Source organism: Anaerophaga thermohalophila DSM 12881, from assembly GCF_000191885.1.
GTDB classification, from domain to species: Bacteria; Bacteroidota; Bacteroidia; order Bacteroidales; family Marinilabiliaceae; genus Anaerophaga; species Anaerophaga thermohalophila.
The window spans coordinates 45,368-72,104 of sequence record NZ_AEWI01000023.1 but is presented as its reverse complement, the minus strand read 5'-3'; the positions used below and the strand labels follow the sequence as shown (position 1 = coordinate 72,104).

The following is a 26,737-nucleotide window of genomic DNA, read 5'->3' as shown; positions in this document are numbered from 1 at the left end:
ACAGCGCTTTGGCATTACACTCATTCCTGACAAAATTCAGGTTCAAATTCAAATCATTTCACAATAGCGTCGGGGTATCCGTAAAAATTGGACAACCGTTATAGCGGGTGATACAAGCATAAATATTTCTGCCGATGTAAGCAAAACGCTCAACAACATTGCCGTTTCCATCAGCTATGGCTACCAGCGACCCCAAATGATCGGTATAGGCATAATACAGATCATCCTTATTCCCGCTTTGCACATAAATAGTTGAAAGGCCATCTCCGGCGCTAACATAATGAATCTTACGCGAGTTCTCTCCACTTATCTCTTCTTCAAAATTGGGTTGATTTTTGTGGACAACGGGACTGTTTCTTTTAAGCCCTCAGATACTTTCATTTCGTTTAAGCAAAAAAACACCGCATCATTAAAAATCTCCAACTCGCTGAAACCAATAAAGAAATAAATCTCTATTTCTTAAGAATGATTTTAAATATTCTTAAACACTCTGACAAACTGAGATTAATAAGAAAAAATTAAACGAAAAAAACTACTTTTGCACCGGTTTTTTAAAAGAAAAACATACACCATTTATAAAATTGTTTCGACATGCATTACAAAACAATAACTGCCGAGGAGGCTGTTAAAGTAATTAAATCAGGAGACCGCATTCATTTAAGCAGCGTGGCCGCAACACCTCATGCCCTCATCAATGCCATGGTTGAACGAGGCCGCAAAGGCGAATTCAACGACGTAAAAATCCAACACATTCACACTGAAGGTCCGGCCCCCTATGCCGATCCTGAGCTGGAAGGCATCTTTCAACTGGAATCTTTCTTTGTTGGCGCGAACGTCCGCAAAGTAACACAAGCCGGATACGCAGATTATATTCCGGTCTTTTTAAGCGAGACCCAGAAACTCATTCGTGAAGGCTATTTAAAAGTGAACGTGGCCATGATGCAGGTATCACCGCCCGACCGTCACGGTTATGTGTCACTCGGAACTTCGGTAGATGCTACTCTGGCAGCCATTGAAACTGCCGATGTGGTTATTGCCCAGGTTAACAAATATGTACCACGCACCTGGGGCGACGCCCAAATTAACATGCGCGATATTGACTACTTTGTTGAACATGATGAACCGCTTTTCGTTCACAACAACGCTCCGTTGTCTGATATAGAACGGGCTATTGGTCACAATATAGCGGAATTGGTAGAAGACGGTGCCTGTCTGCAAATGGGCATCGGTGGAATCCCAAATGCGGTTCTGGCCGAGTTGGGTAACCATAAAGACCTGGGAGTACATACCGAGATGTTTTCCGACGGAATCCTTCCCCTGGTAGAAAAAGGGGTTGTCAACGGCAAACGAAAGCAGATTGACAAAGGCCTGATGGTCGCTACCTTTCTGATGGGTTCTCAGGACCTTTACGATTTTGTGGACGACAACCCACAAGTGGCCATGAAGGATGTCAAACATACCAACAGTGTAGATATCATCAGAAAAAACAAAAAAGTTACTGCCATCAACTCTGCCCTGGCAGTAGATATTACCGGCCAGGTGTGTGCCGATTCAATTGGGACAACCCACTATTCAGGGGTGGGGGGACAGATTGACTTCATCCGTGGTGCCGGCTATTCCGAAGGCGGAAAACCCATCATTGCCATGCCATCGGTTACAGGGAAAGGCATTTCAAAAATTACTCCGACGCTGATGGAAGGTTCCGGAGTAGTCACTACCCGCGCAAATATGCACTGGCTGGTCACTGAATACGGAGCTGTAAACCTTTATGGTAAAACACTTCAGGAACGTGCCAGGCTTATCATTTCCGTAGCACATCCCGACCATCGCGAAATGCTTGAAAAAGCAGCATTTGAGCGCTTTGGACCACATTTCCATTTTATCTCAAAGAAGTAAAATGCTTCAATAATACTAAAGAAGGGCTGTCCAAAACCGGTTGGACAGCCCTTCTTTTTAATACCCGACTCATTAATCCCAAATTCAGATAATCAAACTGTTGGCATAAGAGGAGATATCCAGACCACCCAAATTGCCCGAAGTCATTATCAGCAAGTTACTACCGCTTAGTTTCAGGCGTGAAAGAAAATCCTTCAATTCCGCGGGGTCATTAATCACCCTTAAAGAACTGTTCCCAAAAGCTTTTCGTACATCACACGGAGTTATCTCCGGCAGTTTTTTATGGGCTACTACCCGTGGATTAAAGAACACAATCGCCTCATCGGCAGAATGGAGTGAGTTTTTGTACTGTGGTAAGAATTCCCGGTTCAGACTGCTAAAGGTGTGTAATTCCAAAAGTGCAATCAGTCTTTTCCCCGGAAATTGTTCCTTTACGGCAGACACAGTAGCACGTACTTTCGATGGCGCATGTGCAAAATCGTAAAAAACCCTCGAATCTTCATTCCCGGCCAACAGCTGCAAACGGCGCGACGCTCCTTCGAACGACTGCATAGCCTCCCAGAAATCTTTTTCATCAATACCCGTTTCTTTCGCCACATGCAAAGCTCCCGACAGATTCTGAAGATTATGTTTCCCGAATATTTTCAGAAAAAATTTCCTGCCGTTTACATTAACCACAGTCTGTCCGTCTTTTGTCGCAGCTCTTATTTCAGTATAAGGGACTGCTCTGACCGACACACCCCTGTCGGCAATGCCCGATAGAACAGGGTCACCTGAATAATAGAAAAGCGTTCCTCCGGGTTGTATGGTTTGTGCAAATAGTTCGAACTGATGATTGTACGCTTCAATAGTAGGAAAAACGTTGATGTGATCCCAGGCAATCCCGGTAATTAATGCAATGTGCGGATGGTACCATAAAAACTTAGGCCGGCGGTCGATGGGGGACGAAAGATACTCATCACCTTCAAAAACTGCGATACCGGCATCGTCGGACAAGCGCACCATGGTATCAAATCCCTTAACCTGGGCACCCACCATAAAATCGAACTGCCGTCCGAGTGTTTTATAGACATGCAGTAACATCGAGGTGATGGTTGTTTTGCCATGACTACCGGCAATGACAACTCTTGTCTTATTCTTTGTTTGTTCGTAAAGATATTCAGGATAGGAATAAATCTTCAGACCGAGTTCCCGCGCCTTTTGTAATTCAGGATTATCAGGACGGGCATGCATTCCCAGAATTACAGCATCAATGTCTCCGGTTATTTTTTCGGGATGCCATCCGTTGGCTTCGGGCAATAATCGATGTTTTTGGAGGCGACTGTAGCTGGGCTCAAACACTTCATCATCCGAGCCCGTCACATGAAATCCCTTTTTATGCAGAGCAATGGCCAGATTGTGCATGGCACTCCCACCAATGGCAATAAAATGTACTCTCTTCATTTGCTGACTTAATAATCATGAGCTCAATCATAACGAATCAACAAAGAAAGCAAATCTTAATGGAATTTACATCTCTACAGGCTCAATATGTGTGCCCCGGCTTCTGAGTGACCATTCCCATGAGGCATATAAATCGCATGTCATCACACGTGCATTGCCTTCGGTTTGCACCAATTTGCTTCTTCTGGCCACTATAAACGATTTGTCCGGAATATTCTCCCAGCCGCCGATCATAAAATCAACCATCCCGTTGGTGCGATCGTTTATTCTCTGTACCGGAACCAGACAATACAAGACAAGTCCTATCCCCCTGTGTTTAAGAAGAGGCGAAATATTCGTGACATAATTTTCAATCTTACCATCATCTTGCCCAACAACCAGTATAAGATGTGAAATGCCTTTATGCGAATGCAGAAGTGTTTCAATCAGGTGAATTTCATCTACCGCAGCCCGAAAAACTATGCTTTGGATTCCGAATTGATCCGCTTTTTTCGCAACACTTTTCAGCTCATCCTCCCCTGTAATCAAAATCTCTTTGCCCTCGGGTATAACCGATGAAAGAACACAGTTAAGCGCATGCTGACGATCATGATTGTAAAATATCACTTCAAAACCGGTACGGTAAAAATCAACAGGCCTGATACTTTCACGGGTCCACATAGATACAATACTATTGTTGAGTTCATCCGGTGCAATCCCAACGCTCAATAAATGAATTATACTCATAAAGAGATTATTAGATGTTTTGATATTTTGGAATAAAATGCCATCCACAAAATTTCAGTCAGTTTGAAATATGAGTGCGGTATAAAAAGCATATTTTTATCAAAATCAAGCCGTTTTAAATTTTTGTACCGGAATTAACTCGTTGTTAATGAGGATGCAAAAATTTAAAACAACAACGAGTCTGGCAACAAAGATGCTTTTTAGACCGGACTCAAATATCTTTTGGGACCTTTTGAATGCACTAAACAACGATTTCAATTTAAATCAAACATTAATAAAGTATTACCAAACCCTTAAACTATTTAATACTCTGACAATCAACCTGACATCGACACGTACTCAATAAAACAAAAATATTATATATTCCTGACCACCATCTTATTAAACTTTTACAACAGGGCCCGAATTCTTGCAAGCAAGTGGCCGCACGGCTATGCCGTCTTGCATTGCAAAGAGAGCCTGGCAGAGCGCTTGTGCTTATGGATTTTTCGTCGTAAACACAGTATATCAATGTTATATAATCATCTTATATCTGATATCTAAAAGTCTAACAATCTCTATTGAAGAGACAGCTCTTTTTCTAACTTTACGATCTCTAAAAACACAATCAATGACACCGGACATATATGCAGACATAATACTTCCATTGCCGCTTCCAAAGCTTTTCACCTATCACATTCCTCCGGATATGAATCCTTATCCGGAACGGGGAATGCGGGTTGTAGTTCCTTTTGGTAAGAAAAAGCAGTATTCGGGGATCGTTTTTTCAATACACAACAAAAAACCAAAAGAATACGAAACGAAACCTCTTTTATCAGTACTCGACAACTCCCCTGCTGTAACGCCCAAACAAATTGATTTTTGGGAATGGATAGCTGAGTATTATCAGTGCACACTGGGCGAAGTTTACAAAGCCGCACTGCCTTCGGGATTAAAGTTGGAAAGCGAAACACGTGTATATTACAACCCCGATTATGAACAGACCGGGGAATTGCCGGGAAAAGCCATAAAACTGCTTTCCTTCTTAGCAGATAAAAAAGTATGCTCTGTTGCCGAAATCAACGACTTCCTCAACCAAAAGAACAGCCTTAACCTATTACAGACCCTGATCGATGAAAGTGCTGTTTTTGTAACCGAACGGCTGAAAGACAGATATCGTCCGAAAACTGAAAATTATCTGAGATTAAACGAAAACTGCAGAAATGAAGAGTCTCTGCACGAAGCTTTCAACAGTGTAGAAAAGGCGCCGCGCCAGACAGATTTGTTGATGAAACTTATCCATCTAACCGGAGGTGCCGGAAATGCAATGAAAGGCAAAAGTGTAAGTCGTAAAGCATTGCTGAAAGAAAATCCCGGTGCAGCTTCGGCCCTGAATGAGCTCATAAAGAAAAACATTCTGGAACAGTTCTCCGTGGAAACTGAGCGCCTCGACCGATCGCAGGAACAACTGCAACAGAAAAAAACATTTTCGCTGGCACAGGCCAAAGCATTTGAAGAAATTGAAAAAGCATTCGATGATCATACCGTTGTACTTTTCCATGGTGTTACATCGAGCGGAAAAACAGAACTGTACATTCATCTTATCGAAAAACATCTGGAAAAAGGCGAACAAGTCCTTTATCTGCTTCCCGAAATAGCACTCACCACTCAAATAACAACACGATTGAAGCGTCATTTCGGCAACCGGCTGGGTATCTACCACTCAAAGTTCAGTAGTGAAGAACGCGTTGAAGTTTACCGCGATTTATTGGAAGACAAAAACTACCAGATTATCCTGGGCGTACGTTCTTCTATATTTCTGCCCTTCAAAAATCTTGGACTGATCATCGTGGATGAGGAACATGAACACTCGTTCAAACAATTCGATCCTGCTCCGCGCTATCATGCCCGCGACGCAGGAATAATGCTGGCACACAAGCACGGAGCAAAAGTATTGCTTGGCACTGCCACCCCGTCAATCGAAAGTTATTACAATGCACAAAGAGGGAAATACGGACTGGTAGAACTTCACACCCGGTACGAAGACATTCAGTTGCCACGCATCCTCGTAGCCGATTTGAAAGAGGCTCGCCGCAAAAAACAAATGAAATCGCATTTTACACCCGTCTTATTCGAACATATTGAGAAAGCACTCGCCGACAAAAAGCAGGTAATACTTTTCCAAAACCGTCGTGGTTTTTCTCCCTTTTTGGAGTGCACCGTGTGCTCATGGGTTCCGCGCTGCAAGTTTTGTGATGTCAGTATGACCTATCACAAAAAAATGAACCAGCTGGTCTGTCATTACTGTGGTCATACTGTTACAACGCCACAAACCTGCCAGGCTTGTGGTAGCCCGGCACTTTCCACTCAGGGATTTGGCACCGAAAAAATTGAAGAAGAAGTCAAAATACTATTCCCCGAAGCAAGCGTATCACGAATGGACCTCGATACCACCCGGTCAAAAAAATCATACCAGACAATCATATCCGACTTTGAAACCGGCTCGGTAGATATCCTTATTGGAACCCAGATGGTTACCAAAGGGCTCGACTTTGACAATGTAAGCGTGGTAGGCATACTCAATGCCGATAACATGTTGAATATGCCGGATTTCAGAGCTTTTGAAAGAGGCTTTCAAATGATGGCACAGGTTAGCGGTCGTGCCGGCAGAAAAAACAAAAGAGGAACCGTCGTTTTGCAAACCTCATCGCCAGAGCATCCGATTATTAAATATGTTGTGGATAACGACTATGATGCGATGTATCGGTCCCAGCTGGCTGAACGCAAAACATACAAATATCCTCCCTATTTTCGGCTCATCTACCTGGTTTTAAAGCATAAACAAAAAAATAAGGTGGATAATGCAGCAACAGCACTGGCAGCAAGATTACGTACCACACTGGGAGACAGAGTACTGGGCCCGCAGGAACCACCCGTAGCCAGAATTCAAAATAAATATCTGACACGTATTATGCTTAAATATGAAAAAGGACAATCTCCTTCGTACATTAAAAAAATTGTTAATGACGCCATTGATGCCATTTTGAGCAATCATCAGTGGAAGTCCGTTTCCATTTATGCAGATGTGGATCCGCTTTAGCTCACAAAAATACCTGTTTTTTACAACTCCGCTCACAAACGCAACTTACTTTCAATCAATTTTATACCTCGTAATAACTAAACAACTAAACAGTGCCCGTCTGTATAGCCGAAAAAGTTTTTACAATATTTTGTGTCTGTTCAGAAAAAGCCGGTTGCAAGGTTCCCTCGCTGGTGCGGATATCTTTGCCATGCTCGTTTCGTAAATGAGCATTTTGGCGGCAAGCGTAACTCAGCAAATGGTTCCTTACAGAAAGAGACTAAATATATGTCCGATTTGAAGGATTTTTTTTAATAAAAGTATAACTTTGGCAGTTGCCAAAAAATGGGTATATTTCCACTTTCCGGAAAAATGCAAATCGCGATTATTTTTGCTGTTTTATCAACTTAAAAATCTGATTAAAAGGCACTTGCGAACTATCTATCTGACGACAGACAGGCATCCGGACTTAAAAAGGAAATTATAAAAATTTGAATTTATGGCTAAAATAATTGCTTTAGCAAACCAAAAAGGTGGTGTCGGGAAAACGACAACAGCCATTAACCTGGCAGCCAGCCTGGCTGTGCTCGAATACGATGTTCTTGTAATTGATGCAGACCCGCAGGCCAATGCAACATCCGGACTTGGTTTTGAAATACGTGATGTGGAAACAAGCATCTATGAGTGCATTGTTGATGGAGAAGACCCTAAAAAAGCTATTCTGAAAGGCGAGATTGACCATTTGTATGTACTCCCCTCCCACATTGATCTTGTTGGCGCTGAAATTGAGATGCTCAATATGCCCGAGAGGGAAAAAGTACTCAAAGGTGTAATCAACAAGATAAAAGATGACTACGATTTTATTCTCATCGATTGTTCTCCTTCGTTAGGACTGATTACCGTGAATGCACTTACGGCAGCCGACTCGGTGATGATTCCCGTTCAGTGCGAGTATTTCGCTCTCGAAGGTTTGGGTAAGCTGCTTAACACCATTAAAATCATACAAACCCGGCTCAACCCCGACCTCGAAATTGAAGGGTTTCTGCTGACAATGTATGATTCGCGGCTTCGCCTTTCCAACCAGGTTGTCGAAGAAGTACAAAAGCATTTTCAGGACATGGTATTCGAAACCCTTATTACGCGAAACATTAAGCTAAGTGAGGCTCCCAGCTACGGGAAAGCGGTTGTAATGTACGACGCCGCATCGAAAGGTGCTATGAATTACCTGAATCTGGCCCGGGAATTGTTGCAGAAAAACAACATGACCAAAATTGACAACAAAAACAAAGTAGCCAATTAACACAGACTATACAGGAGACAAAAATGGCAAGAAAAAACGCATTGGGAAGAGGCCTTGGAGCTTTGATCGACAACGCGGAAGAATATTCGCAGGGTGCACCAAAAGCAGAAGCTTCAATTAACGAAATCCCCATTGATAAAATTGAAGGAAACCCCTGGCAACCGCGTTCCCGTTTCGATGAGGAAAGCCTTAATGAACTGGCTGCCTCTATCCGGGAAATCGGCATTATTCAGCCCCTTACACTCCGCAAGGCAGGTAATAAATTTCAACTGATCGCAGGAGAACGTCGCTTCAGAGCTGCCAAAATAGCCGGACTGGAAACCGTACCGGCTTATGTTCGCATGGCTGAAGACGAAACCATGCTGGAGATGGCCCTCGTGGAAAACATTCAACGCGAAGACCTCGACCCTATTGAAGTGGCCATCAGTTATCAGCGACTTATCGACGAATGCAATCTGACCCAGGAAAGCATGTCGGAAAGAGTTGGTAAAAAACGATCTACCATAGCCAACTACCTGCGTTTGCTTAAATTACCTGCCGAAATTCAGTTAGGCCTGCGCGAAAAGCAGATATCCATGGGACACGCCCGCGCACTGATCAATCTGGAAGATCAAAAAGCAAGATTGAAAATATTCAATCAGATCGTCAAAAACGATCTTAGTGTACGGAAAGTAGAGGAGCTTGTAAGGAAAGCCAACCAAACTGAAGAAACAAAGAAAAAAGAAACAAAAAAAGACGAACTGCCCGAAGAATATGAACAATTGAAACAACAATTATCCAACTTCTTTAAAACCAACATACAGTTTTCCCGTGGAAACGATGGAAAAGGAAAAATTGTTATCCCTTTCCGAAGTGATGATGAGTTGGAGAAAATTGTCAATGTCCTGGATAAGGCCAAGACCAAATAATGATTAAACGGGTTAGGATGGATTTTACACTGTGGCGGACGATTGTCAGAACAACCATGACAGCAGTCCTTCTCATGGTCGGAGTTGAAACACAAAACATCCGGGCCCAGGAGACAGAAAAAACGGATACCGTTTCTCTCGCTAACGGAAGAACTATGCAGGATGTCTTCAGAGACAAGGAAGAAAAATTGCATTCCCCCCATAAAGCCACATTTTATTCTGCTATCCTCCCCGGACTGGGACAGGCCTATAATGAAAAATACTGGAAGATTCCTATCATCTATGGTGTAATTGGTTCAATGGTTTATACCATCCATTTTAACTCCACCAATTATACCAAATATAAAAATGCTTATCGCGATTTTTTAATTCGCGACCCGGGCAATAAATCGTATGTGGATGTTATGCCTCCCACATTAACGGTAGAACAGGTGGAGGGACAATATGCAGACTGGTTTCAGCGGGCACTTGAAAACAAAAAAGAATATTACCGGAGATACAGGGATTTGAGTTATATCGGAATGGCCGCCATCTACGTTCTTAATATGATCGATGCAACCGTTGATGCCCATTTCTATGATTTTGACGTCAGTGATGATATTTCTATGAAGGTTCGTCCTGTTTTTATGGAGCCCACTCCTTATTCACAAAACAACCTGGGAATCCAACTTTCATTTAATTTCTGATGATCAGATGATTTGAAACATTTCCGGCAATTCTCCGTAATCCCTGTATCTGGCGAACCGGCGGGGCCATTCGGAATCGCCATCACTTGTACCCTTTGTCCATATCAAAAAGGAAAGAAAATGAAGATGAAGAATATTTTTCACTATAGCATTGTTCTATTATTCTGTTTGGCGGCAGCATCTGCTTCAAAAATTACAGCCCAAACAGCGGTAAAGAATGACAGTCTGATTTTAGTACAACAAGATACCATCGATATTGATGATTTTTCAACTACTCTGGATAGTCTGGTCAATATCTGGTACATGAATACCAATCCGGGACTCGTTGTGGATACAATTTATGAACACACCCTGGCTTCGGGCACAAATTTTAGCGACTCTGTTCTTATCAACCGCCTCAGTAAAATTGTATCACCGTTTAAGCTGACTTATAACGACCATGTTAATGCCTTCATAAAACTTTACACCCAGGAACGCCGTGAGCAGGTTGAAACCATGCTCGGACTGTCGGAATATTATTTCCCGATTTTCGAAGCAGCCCTGGATGCGGAAGGACTTCCCCTCGAGCTGAAATATCTTCCGGTTATTGAATCGGCTCTCAACCCCCGAGCTTTTTCAAGAGCCGGCGCATCCGGATTGTGGCAGTTCATGTATTACACGGGTAAACAATACGGCCTTGAAATAAATTCTTACGTTGACGAGCGAAGAGACCCCTATAAATCGACACAGGCAGCGGTTAAATTTCTTGGTGATCTTTATAATATATATGGCGACTGGCAATTGGTTATTGCAGCATATAATTGCGGCCCGGGCAACGTTAACCGTGCCATCCGGAGAAGCGGTGGGAAAAAGAACTTCTGGGAATTATTCTACCTGCTTCCACGCGAAACCAGAGGATATGTCCCGGCTTTTATTGCAGCAACCTATACATTTCATTACTACAAAGAGCATGATCTGAAACCTCGACCTGTCGGGCTACCCCTGGCAACCGATACGGTAATGATATCAAAGCCGCTTCACTTTGACCAGGTATCACAGATGCTGGACATTCCGATAGACATCATCCGGTATCTGAACCCCCAATACCGAAAGGATATTGTTCCCGCGCAAAACCAGGCATTTCCTTTACGACTGGCATTTCATCAGTCTACATCTTTTGCTTCCAATGAAGAGTCGATATACGAATTTAATCGTCAGAAATATTTCCCGGACAATCAGCTGGTTGTCAAGCCCGGAAACGCTTCAGCCGGTTCCTCTGCTCCCCCTCCCGGGAAAGCCAAAATTTATTATACGGTAAAATCAGGCGATGTTGTAGGGCTGATTGCCGACTGGTTCGATGTTTACACCTCAAGTCTGCGTTATTGGAATAATATTCATCGTAACATTATCCGGGTAGGACAAAAACTGGTTATCTATGTGGATGAAGATAAAGTGGATTATTACAAAGAAATTGCCAGGCAGAAAAGCGGATACGCCTCCTCCGGAACCGCCCGGCTTGCCGAATCGGTCAATGACGACGATTACATCTATCACACAGTAGGCCAGGGAGACAGCGTATGGTCCATTGCCCGCCAATACCCCGATGTAACCGATTCCGACATCCTGCGATTGAACAACATCAGCAACGCCCGGCACATCAAGCCCGGACAAAAATTAAAAATAAAGCCAAAATCTTGATGATAAAGGCGTTCTAAGAATTCACGGATGGTACGTCCGATTAAAATATTTCTTTATTTCGTCCTTATTATATTGCTGATCATCACTCTCGATCAGCTCATAAATGACGTCGGTTTCACGTTGACCCCAAAATTCGGAACACAGGAAACGACTGTCCGTGATTCATCATTGCCTTTTACTATCGCCCGGGATGAAGTTATTGATAAAAATGACACCGCTCTTCACCCAACCATCGATTCAGTACTGATAATGCCACCCGACAGTACCGATACCGGAACATTCATTTCCAACGATTCGGTTTTGATGGCTCCTTACAGGTTCCGGAAGCTGTTTGCCGCTTTTTGTAAAGAAGCCGCCCGCGCTAAAGAAAAAAGAAGCATCATCCGGATTCTTCACATGGGAGACTCCCAAATAGAAGCCGACAGAATCACCGGTACATTGCGGCAAAAATTTCAGGAGAAATACGGAGGAAGCGGCCCCGGTTTTATCATGCCTTACGATCCCCTGCATATTAATGCCAACGTACATCTCGAAAACGAAGGAAACTGGTTTCTGTCATACAGCTATCGCGACAATGAATATCCCGGTAAGCTGGATTTCGGCTTTGCTGCCAGAGCAGCATGGTTTCAAGCCGGGAAAGCAGGCTTTACCGTTTCACCAATTCCATGGAAATCCGACCCCACGGGGAACTTCTCTGTCTCAAAACTATTCACAACCCCGGGAACGGACAGCCTGAAAATTAAAGTAACCGCCGATACAACATTATTGGCATCTGTAATACTGCCACCTTCAACGGGAATCCAAACCTTTATTTTGTCTAATCTGCCTTCAGGAGAAAAAATAAATTTCCATTTTGCCTCAGATGATGCCCCTGTTTTTCACGGACTCACCCTTGACGGCGAATATGGCATTGCTGTCGACAACATTGCCATGAGGGGGCGGCCCTGGCCGGGAGTAAGGCTGGCAGAAAATAAACTCCTGAAATCGATGGCCGAAGAAATGAACATAGGACTTTTCTTATTGCAGTTTGGCACCAATGTGTTACCTACACAAACAGATAATTACCACTTCTACTATATTCATTTTGTAAGAGAATTGCGCATCCTTCAAAATCTTTTTCCCGATATTCCCGTGCTGGTTATTGGCGTCCAGTCGGCTGCAGCCCTGATCGACAATAAAGTAAAACCGCTGAAACATGCACGGCTTATTGCCGATGCCCAACGTGCAGCCGCCCTCGAATGTAATATGGGGTTTATCGATCTTCAAAAAGCCATGGGAGGAACCAATGCTGCTGTTGAATGGGCAAGACAGGAACCCCCGCTCATTTCTTCCGATTATATGCACTTTACCCGACGTGGAGCCCGAAAAACAGGCATCCTGATATGGAGCCTGATGGACTCGCTATCGGTGAAAACACTGGCTGAAACCGGCAAATAATAACAAATGGACGAAATACTCGAAATAGCAGCCTATGATCCGGGAGAACCGTTTATGTTCACCTCGGCCCTGTTTTGGGTGTTTTATGGCATAGTGCTGCTCGTCCATGCTTTAGTGTATCGCCAACGTGTGCTTCGAACCGGGTTTCTGTTTCTGGCAAGTCTCTTTTTTTATTACAAAGCGGGCGGATATTTTTTCTTTCTGCTGGTGGTCTCAACACTGGTCGATTTTTTCATCGGTCTGGGACTCGAACATTTCACAAAACACTGGAAAAGAAAACTGTTACTAATTGTCAGTTTGCTGGTGAATCTGGGGATGCTGGGCTATTTTAAATATGCCTGGTTTATAGCCGATGCATGGGCCCAAATCACTCAACAAAGTATAGAAATGAAAGATTGGCTGGCAGTCGTTTCCAATGCCGCTTTTGGCACCAATTTCAATGTGAATGATATTGTTTTACCAATCGGCATTTCGTTCTTTACCTTCCAGACCATCAGCTACTCTATGGATGTATACAGACGTCAGCTGGCACCTGTCCACAACATCATCGATTTTGGTTTCTATGTTTCCTTTTTCCCTCAGCTTGTTGCAGGCCCCATTGTCAGAGCACGTGAATTTGTACCACAGCTTTACAGACCTTTCAACCTCACCGAAAAGCAAGTCTGGCACGCGGCCTTCCTCATAATATCCGGCCTGTCGAAAAAACTGATATTTGCAGATTATATCGCCCTGAATTTGGTGGACAGGGTGTTTGAAAATCCTTACCTCTACTCGGGATTTGAGATATTGTCGGCCATTTACGGCTACACACTACAAATATACTGCGACTTCAGCGGATATACCGATGTGGCCATAGGTCTTGCTTTATTGCTCGGCTTTCGATTGCCCCTGAACTTCAACAGCCCATACAAGGCTTTGTCCGTCAGCGGGTTTTGGAGGAGATGGCACATCTCGCTTTCAACCTGGCTTCGCGACTACCTGTATATTCCTTTGGGCGGAAACCGGAAAGGAAAGCTTCGCATGTATTTTAATCTGATGATTACAATGACACTCGGCGGCCTCTGGCACGGAGCATCATGGCGTTTTGTCCTCTGGGGTATCTGGCACGGACTGGGACTGGTAACAGACAAATTATTGAAACCGGTAAGTTCACGTTTCCCACGATGGATTGCATCATGGACAGGCTTTTTTATTACTTTCCATTTTGTTGTAGCCGGCTGGATATTATTCAGAGCTCCCGATTTGCAAAGAGCGGGAACGATGGTAAACAGAATCTTTGATGCTTTTCAGCCCGATATGATGATACAATCCATTCAGGCCAATATGCTCTCCTTCATTCTTATAGTGACCGGTTTTGTATTCCACTGGCTCCCCGCCTCATTAAAAGAAAACATCCGCGGCCGGTTTATCACGGCACATTGGCCTGTCAAAGTGGCACTGGTTGTTGTTGCCGTACTCATCATGATTCAGTTTAGAACCGCAGATGTAGTTCCGTATATCTATTTTAGGTTCTGACGTTTGTGATTAAGAAGAGAGTCAGGGAAACAGTCAGAAGGCAGAAGAGTAGATTCAACTCTCAGCCCCGAACTCCGAACACCAAACTCATAGCCTTGTTACACCTCTGGCATCCTTTTTGATAAATCATTAAAGACTGAAATGCGGAACATAAAAGATATCTAATCATCATTCATTTATCTGATAATACAACAATCTTAAATTTGACAGGCTATGCTGATAATTATATTTCTATTCTTTTTAATTGCCAGTTGGGTTGTTAGCTCACAACTGAAGAGCCGTTTCAAAAAATATTCAAAAACCCCGCTTGACAGTAACCTTTCGGGCAAGGAAGTGGCCGAAAAGATGTTGCACGACAACGGTATCTATGATGTCAAGGTGCTCCCATCACGCGGACAGCTGTCCGATCACTATAACCCGGCCAACAAAACCGTTAACCTTAGCGAAAATGTTTATCACGGACGTAATGTGGCCGCTGCTGCTGTAGCTGCACACGAGTGCGGACACGCCGTTCAGCATGCGCACAGCTACGCTCCGCTGAAATTGCGCTCAGCACTTGTCCCCGTGCAGAATGTCAGTGCTAAAATTCTGAATGCCGTATTTATTATGATGTTTATGGGAGCCTTTTTGTTGCCGGGTTTCATTTCATTCGATCTGGCATTGCAAATAATCATCGCCTGTTATGCAGTGTTCACTTTGTTTGCATTCATCACGCTTCCGGTAGAGATCAATGCTACCAACAGAGCTTTGGCATGGTTACATTCAGCCAACATTACCACTGGCCGAAATCATAACCAGGCACAGGATGCTCTGAAATGGGCAGCTTATACCTATGTTGTTGCAGCTTTATCAGCTCTTGCAACTTTGGCTTACTATCTCATGATTTTCCTGGGAAGAAGAGATTAGTGCTTTGTCGTCCCTTTTTTCCAAATATTGCAAGCCAAAATAAACTCACCCCTTGTATTCATAATTTTGGCGAATACAAGGGGTTTATTTTTTCAGACTTAATCACAAACAGCTTATGGATTCATGAGTCCGGTCTAAAAAGACACATTCTAAACACTCAACTCATTACTCAGCCAATTTTTCCTATAGCTATATGTTCAATTTTACGGTAAAAAGAAAGAAAGGGGAATGCCTGTTTGAAGGAAATTTCTGATTCTTGTTCCTTTTCTATCAGAATCAACTGCTTCGCAACTTCCGCAACATTATCCGGATACTGAACTGAAACTCTTTGTTCGGATACTAACCATTCTTTGAGTTTTGGTAATTCTGAAGATGACAGGGTTGAAAGTACGGGAATACCCATGATTTTTAGCATCTCTGCATTACAAGCCTGTTCGTATTGATGCTTCATCGGAATAACACACAGTTTTTTCTCAAGAAACAAAGCCTCAGCAGGAGTTTCAAAACCGGCGTTGCATAATACACCGGTACAACCAGTCATACTCTTTACGAAGGTTTCATCATCAACAGGAAAAACAGAAATATTATTGAAAGAATATGGAACTCTGGCATTTTTTGAAAACACCTCCCACTGAACATCGCGGATTTGAGCCAACACTCCTATGATATAAATATCTGAATATGCCGGCAGATATACTGTATAGTGTCCCATGTTTCGTGGGATAACTTCTCTTATCGATTTCCTGATAACAGGTGTGGAAATATGCTCGTTGATACGTTTAAAGTGAAACCCTGTTTTATAACATACAGGCGCATAGTACTTTAATATAGTTTTCCCAAGCCAACTTCCAGAATTGGGATGTGGTGCAGCTCTGTCAGCAACAGCAGCCTGATGACTCATTCCAAAACATTTCTTCCGACGAATTATACAAGCCCATGCAGAAACCGGTTCAAAATCGGAAATCACTAAATCATATTGCTCCACGGGTAAGTTTATTATTTCTCTAAAAAAGCGAGCAATTGAATTTTTGTGCCATGTTCTTGCTATATCGACACCACCTGTCTGCCCAAAGAAAAAACCAAATCCCTGAAAACGGTACTTTACTTCAAAGGGCAATTTCAACTCACTATGCTGTCCACTTAGCAAGACATCCACATCTCCGTATTTTTGAAACTCAGGAACCAGGTCTATGGCTCTTGCCACATGGCCGTTCCCCGTTCCCTGAATAGCATATAATATCCTCATCTGAAATAGTTTTAGTCCCGTTTCCTACATTTTGATAAGTTGACGTAAAACTTTAAGATGAGAGACTGAAAAATAGGATCGGGAGAGATGCCATCCATCAACAATTTCTCCATTAAGCACCAATTTCTCAGGATTTATTCCCTTCAAATAATCAAGAATCCGGGTGGCTTTGCAGGCATAAGTTCCGGGGTACATGCCGGGAATAACTGTCGCTTTTACCTTCCGTGTTTTGACGTTTTTAATGTTTTGCATCGAATATCCGTTAGAATTCTGATACAAGATTAATCACACAGAAAGAATCTATTGTAACCGGAATGAAAACAAATTGTTAAAAATTATGCACAATAAACCGTCACTCCCTCTCAGCAACCATAAATCCGAGTAACTCCAGGGCATACTTTAGATCATCATCCCCTTTCGGAATCTTAACCGTCCAGACCGGAAACTCACGTCGAACCGGGTAATTTCCCCGCAACTCTTCAAATTTTTCAGGATTTTCGGTTAACCTCCGGGAATCTTCAGTGACATCGTAAGTCGCAGCAACGGCCTTGGCAATTCTAAGGTTCAGACGTTCATCTCCATCATCTATTGAAACAGTCATATCCCCTGGAACGGGTAAATTTTCAGGATACCACTCATCGAGCCCCAGGTGAAACTGACGGCTCATAAAACGGATGGCTGCCGCCGAGCCATTGGCTTTTCCATCAACAGCATACCCGGCAATATGAGGGGTCCCTATCATCAGGCGTCTTTGCAACTCGAGTGAAATTTCAGGTTCATTTTCCCAAACATCCAAAACGCCTCTTTCTATAAGGCCAGAACTCAGACCTTTCATCAAAACCCGTTCATTCACAACCTCGCCTCTCGAAGAATTTATAAGTACACTACCACGCTTCATCATCAAAAGGGTAGTATCATTCAGCAAGTGATAAGTTGGATATTTACCCTCTCTTGTAAGTGGCACATGAAAAGTTACCACATCCGACAATTGCAACAGCACGTTAAGATCAACATTAGGAAAGTCCGGCTCTTTTTCTTTTCGCGGAGGATCATTCAGCAACACCTTCATCCCGAATGCTTTTCCTACAGCGACCACCTTACTGCCAACATTACCAACTCCGATTATGCCAAGTGTTTTTCCTCTCAGGGGAAAATAATTCATCTCCAAGGCAGCAAAAACCGATGCAATGTATTGCTTTACCGAACCCGAATTGCACCCCGGCGCATTGGCCCATGCTATGTTGTTTTCCTCGAGCCAGGGTATATCCATGTGGTCAGTACCTATCGTAGCCGAAACAACAGCCTTAACATTGCTGCCCTCCAGCAATTCGCGATTCACTTTTGTCCGGGTACGAACAATCAGTCCGTCGGCATCCTTTACATCCACGGCGCCGATCGAAGCCCCCGGCAAATAAGTAACATCCGCCAAAGAATCAAGCACACCTTTCACAAACAAAATTTTGTCATCGATGACAATCTTCATAAAATCGCTTTTTTAATGTCTGATATATAGATCAATAAGTCTGTTCCCAAATGACCTGTTTTTATCAAGATCGAGGTACAGAAAATTTCTAAACCGAAAATAACTAATTGTTAATGAGGATTTAAAATTTTCCTGTCACAATGTAATTGGCAAAAAGAGACTTTTAGCAGTGGCCTCATCAATTGTGCGTCAGATTTTTGAAAACGCATTAAAATCTATTATTTATCTATAAGGCCACACCCAAAAGTCTTTTCATGCCAATTACATTGTGGCTTCAAAATTACCAATTATCAGTTAATATTAGCGGTTCATTACAAAAATGCGTACTCATAGCAATAACTCAGGCTTGAAAAATATCATTTACTATTTTAAAAGTACTATTTACTATTTATTTCCCCTTGCTAAAAAAAATAATTACTTTTGTTTTGATAATTATGAGTGCAGTCTAAAACGCCTTTTGACCCCTAAATCCCCTAAAGGGGGGACTTTTTCAAACTGCTGATTTTTAGCAGTTCCCCTTTAGGGGTCAGGGGTAAAAATGGTAAAAATCAGCAGTTTGAAGGCTTTTTATACTACACTCAATTATCATTAACTGGTTTTTATCTGAAAATAACAGACTGATTTTATATATTTGCAAATAAAAAATTTAAAAGAACAGACCAGAACAGATAAACAAATCAAAACCGACAATATTATGAGTACAGACATTGCAAAAAGAGCCGCGGACAATATACGTGTGCTTTCGGCTGCTATGGTAGAGAAAGCCAAATCAGGTCACCCCGGTGGCGCTATGGGAGGTGCCGACTTCATTCATATCCTCTTCTCAGAATATATGGATTTTGACCCGAATAACCGGGCATGGGAACTTCGCGATCGTTTCTTCCTTGACCCGGGTCACATGTCACCCATGCTCTATTCGCAGTTGGCGCTTACCGGTTCTTATACCATGGAAGAACTCGCCAATTTCCGTCAGTGGGGAAGTCCCACACCAGGTCACCCCGAACTGGAGGTGGAACGAGGCATAGAGAACACTTCAGGCCCGCTTGGACAAGGCCATACAATAGCTGTCGGAGCAGCTATTGCCGAAAAATTTCTTTCCCAGAAATTCGGACTCTGGAGTTCACATACCATCTACACTTTCATCTCAGACGGAGGCATTCAGGAAGAGATATCTCAGGGAGCCGGTCGTCTGGCCGGGTTTCTCGGACTCGGAAATCTGATTATGTTTTACGACTCCAACGACATCCAGCTTTCAACCGAAACAAAGCTCGTATCAATAGAAGATACCGCCAAAAAATATGAATCATGGGGATGGGCGGTAAAAACCATCGACGGTCATGATCATTCCCAGATTCGCGAAGCACTAGACGAAGCAAAAAAGACAACCGACAAACCTTTCCTTATCATTGGAAAGACCATTATGGGAAAAGGAGCTGTAACAGAAGACGGAGAATCTTTCGAACGCAAAGTATCCATTCACGGTCAACCGTTGAGTGCCGCCGGTGCATCGTTCAGAAAAACCATCGAGAACCTGGGTGGAAACCCTGAGCAACCATTTGCTATTTTCCCTGATGTAGCAGAATATTATAAAGAAGTAATGGAAAAAAAAGCTGTTCAGGCCGAACGTAAAAAAGCCGAGCAGCAGGCCTGGGAAAAGGCAAACCCGGAACTTGCCGAAAAATTCCATAAATTTTTCAACAGCGAAGTCCCGCATATTGATTATGCAGCCATTGAACAAAAACCAAATTCAGCATCCCGTGCTTCGTCAGGAACTGTTCTGTCGCATTTTGCAGATCACGTGGAAAATATGATTGTTATGTCGGCCGACCTGAGCAACTCAGACAAAACAGATGGTTTTCTGAAGAAAACACAACCCATGACAAAAGGTGACTACTCCGGACAATTTGTTCACACGGGCGTTTCTGAACTGACAATGGCGGCATTGGCCAATGGTATGGCATTGCATGGGGGTGTTATCCCGGTATGTGGAACCTTCTTCGTGTTTTCCGACTATATGAAACCTGCCGTTCGTATGGCAGCCCTTATGCAACTGCCTGTAAAATATGTCTGGACACACGATGCTTTCCGTGTCGGAGAAGATGGTCCCACTCACCAGCCGGTTGAGCAGGAAGCACAAATTCGCCTTTTGGAAAAACTGAAGAACCATAAAGGAGAAAACAGCATGCTGGTGCTTCGTCCGGCCGATGCCAACGAAACAACTGTTGCATGGCAAATGGCCATGGAAAATACAAAAACACCAACGGCATTGATCCTTTCCCGCCAAAACATTCCAAATCTGCCCGAAAGCAGCTATCACAGGGCTTTGGGTGCTAAAAAAGGAGCATACATCGTTCAAAAAGATGAAGGCAAAACCGACCTGATTATGGTAGGTAATGGTTCCGAAGTTTCTACTATGGTGGAAGGAGCTGAACTTCTGCGAAAAGAAAAAGGACTAAAGATACAAGTAGTTTCTGCTATTTCAGAAGGACTCTTCAGAAACCAGCCAAAAGAGTATCAAAAAGAAGTTCTACCGGACGATATTCCCAGATTCGGTCTTACAGCAGGACTGCCGGTAACCATTGAAGGTCTGACAGGCCCCAACGGCCTGGCCACAGGTCTGGACCACTTTGGCTATTCAGCACCCTACAAAGTTCTTGATGAGAAATTTGGATTTACCGGAAAAGCAGTTTACGACGCGGTTTGCAAATTCCTGAATTTGTAATAAGCCGCTGTAACGTTGCCTTTAAAGACCTCTCCGATTAACTTTGGAGAGGTTTTTTTCTGTCTGTTGTATCTCTTTTGATCAAACAATTGTATTTTCGTATCATGTTTGAGAAATCCAATTTCATACCTGTCGGCAAAATAGCCAAACCGCACGGAACCGGAGGAGAAGCAGCCATAAGACTTTTCCCCGAAACAGAGGTTTACGATATGGAACCTTCGTTTATTTTTGTTGAAATAGACAACGGTCTTGTCCCCTTCCGCGTTAGTGGTTTCCGGTATAAGTCCGATGACATAATCCTCGTAAAATCGCCTTTTCTTTCTTCAGAAAACAAAATCAAAGCATTGATGGATTGTACAGTATACCTTTCTACTGAAGAGATTACCAAAGCGCCGGCAGGGATGACATATCTCAACGCCTTAACCGGTTATCAGGCAGTTGACAGAAAAGCAGGACTTATCGGCAAAATAACAGGTATTCGTAACATTACAGGGAATCCGCTATTTATCATAAATACACCAAACGATGAAATCATGATTCCAATAGCGCAGGAATTTATTGTGAACATTAATCACGAAGCAAAAACAATTGAGCTGGAACTGCCCGACGGACTTCTGGATATAAACGCAACAGATAGTTAGTGCAGTTAATTATTTTTGAACCTTGAGGATCAGCTATAACCATCTCATCACAAAGGCCTTACGTTAACGCAATACGGCGTTTGATTTTTCAACTGACTATTACTATATAAATCAAAGTGTTAGTATCTTCGAAAAAATATTATCTACATCCACAGCAAAACCAATTTAATCTTATGCTGAGAAAAACCCTTACCGCCGATACTGCTATCATCCTTGTACTAATATCTATCGTCACCATTGGCGGAATCGCTCAATTTGGCTAAAAATTCTCATACGCTCTAACAGCACTACGCCACTCCTCCGGCAAAACGAAAGACGTTCCGCTACTTCTCCGAAATCCGGACATCACCGATTCACATACTGAAAGTGGCTCATCCGAACCTTTCTCAACAATCCACTGCACCATTTTCAGGCTTTTGTTGCCGAGCTTTACAACACGGGTAAGAACTTCAATGGATTGCCCAAGAAATATTTGGCTCATGAAGTCTGTTTTCGTATTCACCACAACCAGCTGGTCGTCACGTGAAGTATCTCCGGGAAGCCATCCCAACACTTCCTGCATGTAATACATACGACCCAGGTCATAATAGTCATTATACACCCCGTTATTGACATGTCCTAAACCGTCCACATCGCTAAAACGCATCTGAACGGGTAATCTGTGTTTAAAATCTGAAATCTTCATATTGTTTTTTAAGGAAAAGTACAAAAATCAACCGACAAACAAGTATCTCACTCCCGGATTACCTTAACCTGACCATCCACTCCCAGCTTTATAATGCCGGAAGGAGCAGGATTATTCATTTCCTCCCGGCGATATTTTACCACATAATCAACACCCTTAACGATTGTTTCGCTGATCTCACTGAAATTTGAAGGTGAAGGATCACCGCTCACATTGGCCGAGGTGGACACCACAGGTTTCCGGAATTTCTGACATAACGCACGCGAAAAAGCTTCTTTCGTTACACGAATGCCAATACTGCCATCTTCTGCAAGCAAATTCTCCGCAAGATTCTTCCCACCGGGGTAAATAATTGTCAACGGTTTATCAGATAATTCAATAAGATTGTACGCCATTTCGGGAACTTCCTGAATATAAGCATTCAGTCTGACTTCATTCCCTACAAGCACCAACATACTTTTACTGTCGGCACGTTGTTTTAATGCATATACTCGTCTGACAGCATCCGGATTTGTGGCATCACAACCTATTCCCCAAATGGTATCGGTAGGATAAAGAATAAGTCCCCCCTTTTGAAGCACTTCAACCGCTTTCCTTAAGTCTTCCTGATAATCCATAACATCATCATTTTATCTTTATCAAATATAAAAGAGTGCAGTATAAAAAGCATATTTTTGTCAAAATCCAGGCGTTTTAAATTTTTGTACCGGAGTTAACTTGTTGTTAATGAGGATGCAAAATTTAAAACAACAACGAGGTTGGCAACAAAGATGCTTTTTAGACCGGGCTCATAAAAGGATTTTTAATTCTGAAATTTCACGACAAGAAAAAAGAAACATCATATATAAAAAGCCGCAAGCCGCAATAATACGCAACGACTCCCGGCTCCTCCTATTTTTCCTTTGTCTCTTTGCAACTTTGGCGATAAGAGGTCAGACCGCCACGCCAAAGTCACGCAAAGCATTGTTAAGAGAGGTTTTCTTGTCTGTCGATTCCTTTCGTTGTCCGATAATTAAGGCTGCAGGTACCTGATACTCGCCGGCAGGGAACTTCCTGGTATAACTACCCGGTATAACCACCGACCTCGGAGGCACGAAACCCTTATATTCTTTAGGTTCTGTTCCACTGACATCAATAATTTTTGTCGAACCCGTCAATACTACATTGGCACCCAAAACAGCTTCTCTCCCAACACGGCATCCTTCAACAACGATACAGCGGGAGCCGATAAAAGCATTGTCTTCAATAATAACAGGTGCCGCCTGAATCGGCTCCAGTACACCTCCTATACCAACTCCGCCACTCAGATGAACATTCTTCCCGATTTGTGCACAACTCCCAACCGTAGCCCAGGTATCCACCATCGTACCCGAATCCACATAAGCACCAATATTCAGGTATGAGGGCATCATTACCACACCTCTTCCGATAAAAGCGCCATAACGGGCAACCGCATGGGGCACAACACGTACGCCCAATTCTTTATAATTTCTTTTGAGTGCCATTTTATCATGAAACTCAAACGGCCCCAATTCAATTGTTTCCATCTCTTGCATGGGAAAGTACAGGATCACCGCCTTCTTTATCCAGTCATTTACCTTCCATTCATCCTCATTTGAAGGTTCAGCAACCCGGATTTCACCCCTGTCAAGTCTGTCTATAACAGTTCTGATAGCTTCCTGTGTTTCTTCCAGCTCTAAAAGTGACCTGTCGTCCCAGGCCTTTTCCACTTTTTCTTTTAAATTATTTTCCATAATAGCGTTTTTACTTTTAACAATATTTACAAAACAAACCATTGCCCCGAAAAGCCTCTCCGACGATTGTAACAAAAATGGCCATTGAATGATTTATCTTATCAATGGCCATTTTATTGACACCCTGACAAACAGGTTATTAACCCTTGCATTTTTTTGCTCATCCGACCTTCCTGCTATCAATTATCTTTGTATACATAAGTGTGAACCTTGTCATGCTCGTTTCAAAAATTTAAACCATCAATGAGTTTGGTAACAAAGATGCTTTTTAGACCGAACGCATAGATCAAAGCGGCATTTATTAATGTTTGGAATCTCATTCTACACTAAACCAAAGTTTTAAGCAAGGTTTCTTTGTCTCCGAAAAGATAATCAATCGGAGGAATTTCAGGCATGGTATAAGCTCCGGGTTGCTGTTTCAAAACAGCTCTTGCACAAGACACAAGTATTTGTGAGGTAAGTGCGGGATTATTAATTTTCATGTGAAATTCAAACAACTGATTCTGGGTCTTTCCGGAAACGCCTTTATGCTCAAGCACAACGCCATGCCCCATATCTTTAAGTTCGTCAACACTTGGAACAGCAATTACATGCGTTTCATCATGACTGAAATAACTGTCTGACTTAATCTCAGATGTAACTTTTTCAATACTGGCACCGTCTTCAAGCTCAACATAAACCATGCGCCGGTGAATTCCCGTACCGGTGGGAATGGTCATAGAAAGCGCATCTTTTACGCCATCCTTATCTTTTGCTGCAACAGAATGTCCCATGCTCATCCCTGGCCCGAAGTTTGTATAGGTAAGTCCCCTGGGGGCCATAGCCTTCAGTAGCGTACGAACCACTGAATCGCTCCCGGGGTCCCATCCCGCAGATATTATAGCTTTAGAATGATTCTTTTTCCCGGTTTCGTCCAGAAGCGAACGAAGTTTAAGCATCTCTTCGCCATGAATATCAAAACTATCCACGGTACATATTCCCTTTTCCATGATTTTTTTCGCAGTCTCCGGAACCTTCCGTGTTGGAGAACAAAGTATTGCTACGTCAACATTCTCCAAATCCGAAATATCACTTACTACCTTCACATTGGCCAACTCGGGAGGATTATTCTCTGCAGAACGACGTACCACACCGGCAAGTTCCATATCGGGGGCTGCATCAACAGCTTCCACGGCAAATTTTCCAATGTTTCCGTAACTTACAACTGCGACTCTGATTTTACTCATAAAATTCTTGTTTTAATTTATTGTTCATTATCAAAATACAAATATACAAAATGGGAATAAGGATTTAAAATTGAAATCTTTTAATCCTGTTTTATTACATTTTGTTTTATTTTTTATGATTTTCGTTAGACTTTTATACCTGAGTGCAGTATAAAAAGCATATTTTTGTCAAAATTTAGGCGTTTTAAATTTTTGTACCGGAGTTAACTTGTTGTTAATGAGGATTCAAAAATTTAAACAACAACGAGTTTGGCAACAAAGATGCTTTTTAGACTGGACTCATACTTCAACATTAACAACGACGCTATTTACTATACAACAACAAGCAATAGGCATTACTTGCCCCGAGAATCGGTGATTAATACAACTTCAACAATTTTGAGTCTGCACCCAAAAGAATTCCATTAGGTACAGTTTTTGATAATTTCATCTCCAGGTATTTTCTCTTATTCACATAGACCGTAAGATTTATACGGATATAACTTAAACCAACACCACATTCATTGAGTAATCCGCGAATTGCATTCTGTACAATAACATATTCTCGATGAAACGAGCATGGTAAAGTTTGTCACAAAAGAACATGTATAAAACTCATTCATGCGAGTTCCATCAGACCAATAGCTTAGACTAATTTTATACTGATGAAAGTAATATTTTTCATAATCATCTTTTCTTTTTTTCCAAGCCTGTTTTGTTTGGAACAAAATCACGATAAAGTAAGAGTAACCGGAACTGTTTGTAATAAAGAGACCCACAAACCGCTAAATTACGCTCAATTGGTCAGCTTCAACACCTTACTATCACATACAACAGACGCCGACGGCAACTTCGCAATCTACATGGGAAAAAACGACTCGGTGAAAATTGTCTCCATGGGGTTTAAGGGAGTTATTTGGAAAACAGAAGACTTTTTAAAAACCGAAGGCCCCGATACCATTTTCATGGAACCGGCAACTTATATGCTTAATGAAGTAACAATAAATGCACGTAACCGTTCTATCAACCTGAACCTGCCGGACAATATAGGAAAAAATGTAGATCCCAATGCAGAGCCCGACCGCTCTATTCCAAAACCATCGGCTGGCATGATTGTCTCACCTCTCACATTAGCATATTCTACTTTTAGCAAGAAAGCAAAAAATCAACGAAACTTTAAAAAAACCATCGATAAAGAAAAGGAAAGGGAGCTGTGGAATAACATTCTTTCATCAGGTTTGTTAAAAGAGTGGACAGAAATGGAAGGAAAAGAACTGGAAGATTTCATTATTTTTTGCAACACAAAAATTTCTGTAAGCAAAACAGATAATGTGCTTACAATTTACAACAAAGTAAAAACTCTTTTGAATATTTATAAGAACAAAAAGGAATAATCATCCGTTATCATCACCAATTGGCAAAAATTTTAAATATCCTAACCTCGCATAG

Annotated in this window: 22 protein-coding genes; 12 read left to right on the top strand and 10 right to left on the bottom strand. The window is 42.5% G+C overall.

The features are described 5' to 3' along the window. Positions 1-58 precede the first annotated feature (58 nt). Positions 59-244: a hypothetical protein gene (locus ATH1_RS0108710; protein WP_010420307.1), complete on the bottom strand. Its 186-nt coding sequence runs from the start codon at positions 242-244 to the stop codon at positions 59-61. 347 nt (positions 245-591) lie between these two features. Here ATH1_RS0108710 and ATH1_RS0108705 point away from each other — a divergent pair, with 347 nt between their 5' ends. Next, a complete protein-coding gene (locus tag ATH1_RS0108705) occupies positions 592-1,896 on the top strand; it encodes an acetyl-CoA hydrolase/transferase family protein (protein WP_010420305.1) in 1,305 nt (434 codons plus the stop codon). 84 nt (positions 1,897-1,980) lie between these two features. Here the strand turns inward: ATH1_RS0108705 and ATH1_RS0108700 are convergent, their stop codons facing one another. Together ATH1_RS0108700 and ATH1_RS0108695 are read right to left on the bottom strand one after the other, a co-directional pair. Continuing rightward, entirely contained in the window at positions 1,981-3,339 is a 1,359-nt protein-coding gene (locus tag ATH1_RS0108700) for a UDP-N-acetylmuramate--L-alanine ligase (RefSeq protein ID WP_010420301.1), read from the bottom strand. A gap of 66 nt (positions 3,340-3,405) precedes the next feature. Beyond that, complete coding sequence (locus tag ATH1_RS0108695; protein WP_010420298.1) at positions 3,406-4,065, bottom strand: hypothetical protein; 660 nt, start codon at positions 4,063-4,065, stop codon at positions 3,406-3,408. A gap of 610 nt (positions 4,066-4,675) precedes the next feature. Here ATH1_RS0108695 and priA point away from each other — a divergent pair. The 8 genes from priA (at position 4,676) to ATH1_RS0108655 (ending at position 15,552) form a co-directional block, all read left to right on the top strand. After that, positions 4,676-7,144: a replication restart helicase PriA gene (gene priA, locus ATH1_RS0108690; RefSeq protein WP_010420296.1), complete on the top strand. Its 2,469-nt coding sequence runs from the start codon at positions 4,676-4,678 to the stop codon at positions 7,142-7,144. A gap of 478 nt (positions 7,145-7,622) precedes the next feature. Then, a complete protein-coding gene (locus ATH1_RS0108685; RefSeq protein ID WP_010420293.1) occupies positions 7,623-8,423 on the top strand; it encodes a ParA family protein in 801 nt (266 codons plus the stop codon). Positions 8,424-8,446: 23 nt separating this feature from the next. Then, on the top strand, positions 8,447-9,331 hold the full coding sequence (locus ATH1_RS0108680; protein WP_010420291.1) for a ParB/RepB/Spo0J family partition protein: 885 nt from the start codon (positions 8,447-8,449) through the stop codon (positions 9,329-9,331). A gap of 17 nt (positions 9,332-9,348) precedes the next feature. Further along, on the top strand, positions 9,349-10,017 hold the full coding sequence (locus ATH1_RS0108675) for a DUF5683 domain-containing protein (protein WP_245531751.1): 669 nt from the start codon (positions 9,349-9,351) through the stop codon (positions 10,015-10,017). A gap of 120 nt (positions 10,018-10,137) precedes the next feature. Next, the gene (locus ATH1_RS0108670; protein WP_010420286.1) at positions 10,138-11,694 is read left to right on the top strand and encodes a lytic transglycosylase domain-containing protein; all 1,557 of its coding nucleotides are present in this window, start codon (positions 10,138-10,140) and stop codon (positions 11,692-11,694) included. 27 nt (positions 11,695-11,721) lie between these two features. Continuing rightward, positions 11,722-13,131, top strand: coding sequence for an SGNH/GDSL hydrolase family protein (locus tag ATH1_RS0108665; RefSeq protein WP_010420283.1), 1,410 nt, complete (start codon positions 11,722-11,724; stop codon positions 13,129-13,131). 6 nt (positions 13,132-13,137) lie between these two features. After that, on the top strand, positions 13,138-14,646 hold the full coding sequence (locus ATH1_RS0108660; protein WP_010420279.1) for an MBOAT family O-acyltransferase: 1,509 nt from the start codon (positions 13,138-13,140) through the stop codon (positions 14,644-14,646). Positions 14,647-14,859: 213 nt separating this feature from the next. Continuing rightward, positions 14,860-15,552 (top strand): zinc metallopeptidase, encoded by a 693-nt coding sequence (locus tag ATH1_RS0108655; protein ID WP_010420277.1) that lies wholly within the window; start codon positions 14,860-14,862, stop codon positions 15,550-15,552. Positions 15,553-15,721: 169 nt separating this feature from the next. Here ATH1_RS0108655 and ATH1_RS0108650 read toward each other — a convergent pair whose 3' ends face one another. From ATH1_RS0108650 to ATH1_RS0108640, 3 genes are all read right to left on the bottom strand, one after another. After that, positions 15,722-16,798 carry a glycosyltransferase family protein gene (locus ATH1_RS0108650; RefSeq protein WP_010420274.1) on the bottom strand — a complete coding sequence of 359 codons (1,077 nt, stop codon included), beginning with the start codon at positions 16,796-16,798 and terminating at the stop codon, positions 15,722-15,724. A 24-nt stretch (positions 16,799-16,822) separates the two neighbouring features. Further along, the gene (locus tag ATH1_RS0108645) at positions 16,823-17,050 is read right to left on the bottom strand and encodes a metallophosphoesterase family protein (protein WP_010420271.1); all 228 of its coding nucleotides are present in this window, start codon (positions 17,048-17,050) and stop codon (positions 16,823-16,825) included. 100 nt (positions 17,051-17,150) lie between these two features. Further along, entirely contained in the window at positions 17,151-18,281 is a 1,131-nt protein-coding gene (locus ATH1_RS0108640) for a 4-phosphoerythronate dehydrogenase (RefSeq protein WP_010420268.1), read from the bottom strand. A 694-nt stretch (positions 18,282-18,975) separates the two neighbouring features. Between ATH1_RS0108640 and ATH1_RS0108635 the strand changes: the two genes are divergently transcribed. Further along, positions 18,976-21,003, top strand: a complete 2,028-nt coding sequence (locus ATH1_RS0108635; RefSeq protein ID WP_029164042.1) for a transketolase family protein — start codon at positions 18,976-18,978, stop codon at positions 21,001-21,003. A 104-nt stretch (positions 21,004-21,107) separates the two neighbouring features. Continuing rightward, positions 21,108-21,644 carry a ribosome maturation factor RimM gene (gene rimM, locus ATH1_RS0108630; RefSeq protein ID WP_010420261.1) on the top strand — a complete coding sequence of 179 codons (537 nt, stop codon included), beginning with the start codon at positions 21,108-21,110 and terminating at the stop codon, positions 21,642-21,644. Positions 21,645-21,903: 259 nt separating this feature from the next. Here the strand turns inward: rimM and ATH1_RS0108620 are convergent, their stop codons facing one another. The 4 genes from ATH1_RS0108620 to ATH1_RS0108605 all read right to left on the bottom strand — a co-directional run bounded on the left by ATH1_RS0108620 (position 21,904) and on the right by ATH1_RS0108605 (position 25,309). Then, the gene (locus ATH1_RS0108620; protein WP_010420258.1) at positions 21,904-22,329 is read right to left on the bottom strand and encodes an acyl-CoA thioesterase; all 426 of its coding nucleotides are present in this window, start codon (positions 22,327-22,329) and stop codon (positions 21,904-21,906) included. 47 nt (positions 22,330-22,376) lie between these two features. Continuing rightward, the gene (locus ATH1_RS0108615) at positions 22,377-22,946 is read right to left on the bottom strand and encodes an L-threonylcarbamoyladenylate synthase (RefSeq protein ID WP_010420255.1); all 570 of its coding nucleotides are present in this window, start codon (positions 22,944-22,946) and stop codon (positions 22,377-22,379) included. Positions 22,947-23,261: 315 nt separating this feature from the next. Next, positions 23,262-24,083 (bottom strand): 2,3,4,5-tetrahydropyridine-2,6-dicarboxylate N-succinyltransferase, encoded by an 822-nt coding sequence (locus tag ATH1_RS0108610; RefSeq protein ID WP_010420252.1) that lies wholly within the window; start codon positions 24,081-24,083, stop codon positions 23,262-23,264. Positions 24,084-24,409: 326 nt separating this feature from the next. Beyond that, the gene (locus tag ATH1_RS0108605) at positions 24,410-25,309 is read right to left on the bottom strand and encodes a diaminopimelate dehydrogenase (RefSeq protein ID WP_010420249.1); all 900 of its coding nucleotides are present in this window, start codon (positions 25,307-25,309) and stop codon (positions 24,410-24,412) included. Between the two features lie 644 nt (positions 25,310-25,953). On the opposite strand from ATH1_RS0108605, the gene ATH1_RS0108600 reads away from it, so the two are divergent. Continuing rightward, positions 25,954-26,682, top strand: a complete 729-nt coding sequence (locus tag ATH1_RS0108600; RefSeq protein ID WP_010420247.1) for a peptidase associated/transthyretin-like domain-containing protein — start codon at positions 25,954-25,956, stop codon at positions 26,680-26,682. Positions 26,683-26,737: the final 55 nt, after the last annotated feature.

Bases quoted from the DNA above. Each gene is read 5' to 3' on its own strand.
- rimM (WP_010420261.1), top strand. From the start codon at position 21,108: ATGTTTGAGAAATCCAATTTCATACCTGTCGGCAAAATAGCCAAACCG.
- ATH1_RS0108665 (WP_010420283.1), top strand. From the start codon at position 11,722: ATGGTACGTCCGATTAAAATATTTCTTTATTTCGTCCTTATTATATTG.
- ATH1_RS0108695 (WP_010420298.1), bottom strand. From the start codon at position 4,065: ATGAGTATAATTCATTTATTGAGCGTTGGGATTGCACCGGATGAACTC.
- ATH1_RS0108705 (WP_010420305.1), top strand. From the start codon at position 592: ATGCATTACAAAACAATAACTGCCGAGGAGGCTGTTAAAGTAATTAAA.
- ATH1_RS0108655 (WP_010420277.1), top strand. From the start codon at position 14,860: ATGCTGATAATTATATTTCTATTCTTTTTAATTGCCAGTTGGGTTGTT.
- ATH1_RS0108610 (WP_010420252.1), bottom strand. From the start codon at position 24,083: ATGGAAAATAATTTAAAAGAAAAAGTGGAAAAGGCCTGGGACGACAGG.
- ATH1_RS0108675 (WP_245531751.1), top strand. From the start codon at position 9,349: ATGGATTTTACACTGTGGCGGACGATTGTCAGAACAACCATGACAGCA.
- ATH1_RS0108650 (WP_010420274.1), bottom strand. From the start codon at position 16,798: ATGAGGATATTATATGCTATTCAGGGAACGGGGAACGGCCATGTGGCA.
- ATH1_RS0108605 (WP_010420249.1), bottom strand. From the start codon at position 25,309: ATGAGTAAAATCAGAGTCGCAGTTGTAAGTTACGGAAACATTGGAAAA.
- ATH1_RS0108615 (WP_010420255.1), bottom strand. From the start codon at position 22,946: ATGGATTATCAGGAAGACTTAAGGAAAGCGGTTGAAGTGCTTCAAAAG.
- priA (WP_010420296.1), top strand. From the start codon at position 4,676: ATGACACCGGACATATATGCAGACATAATACTTCCATTGCCGCTTCCA.
- ATH1_RS0108680 (WP_010420291.1), top strand. From the start codon at position 8,447: ATGGCAAGAAAAAACGCATTGGGAAGAGGCCTTGGAGCTTTGATCGAC.
- ATH1_RS0108700 (WP_010420301.1), bottom strand. From the start codon at position 3,339: ATGAAGAGAGTACATTTTATTGCCATTGGTGGGAGTGCCATGCACAAT.
- ATH1_RS0108640 (WP_010420268.1), bottom strand. From the start codon at position 18,281: ATGAAGATTGTCATCGATGACAAAATTTTGTTTGTGAAAGGTGTGCTT.
- ATH1_RS0108600 (WP_010420247.1), top strand. From the start codon at position 25,954: ATGAAAGTAATATTTTTCATAATCATCTTTTCTTTTTTTCCAAGCCTG.
- ATH1_RS0108635 (WP_029164042.1), top strand. From the start codon at position 18,976: ATGAGTACAGACATTGCAAAAAGAGCCGCGGACAATATACGTGTGCTT.
- ATH1_RS0108620 (WP_010420258.1), bottom strand. From the start codon at position 22,329: ATGAAGATTTCAGATTTTAAACACAGATTACCCGTTCAGATGCGTTTT.
- ATH1_RS0108645 (WP_010420271.1), bottom strand. From the start codon at position 17,050: ATGCAAAACATTAAAAACGTCAAAACACGGAAGGTAAAAGCGACAGTT.
- ATH1_RS0108660 (WP_010420279.1), top strand. From the start codon at position 13,138: ATGGACGAAATACTCGAAATAGCAGCCTATGATCCGGGAGAACCGTTT.
- ATH1_RS0108670 (WP_010420286.1), top strand. From the start codon at position 10,138: ATGAAGATGAAGAATATTTTTCACTATAGCATTGTTCTATTATTCTGT.
- ATH1_RS0108685 (WP_010420293.1), top strand. From the start codon at position 7,623: ATGGCTAAAATAATTGCTTTAGCAAACCAAAAAGGTGGTGTCGGGAAA.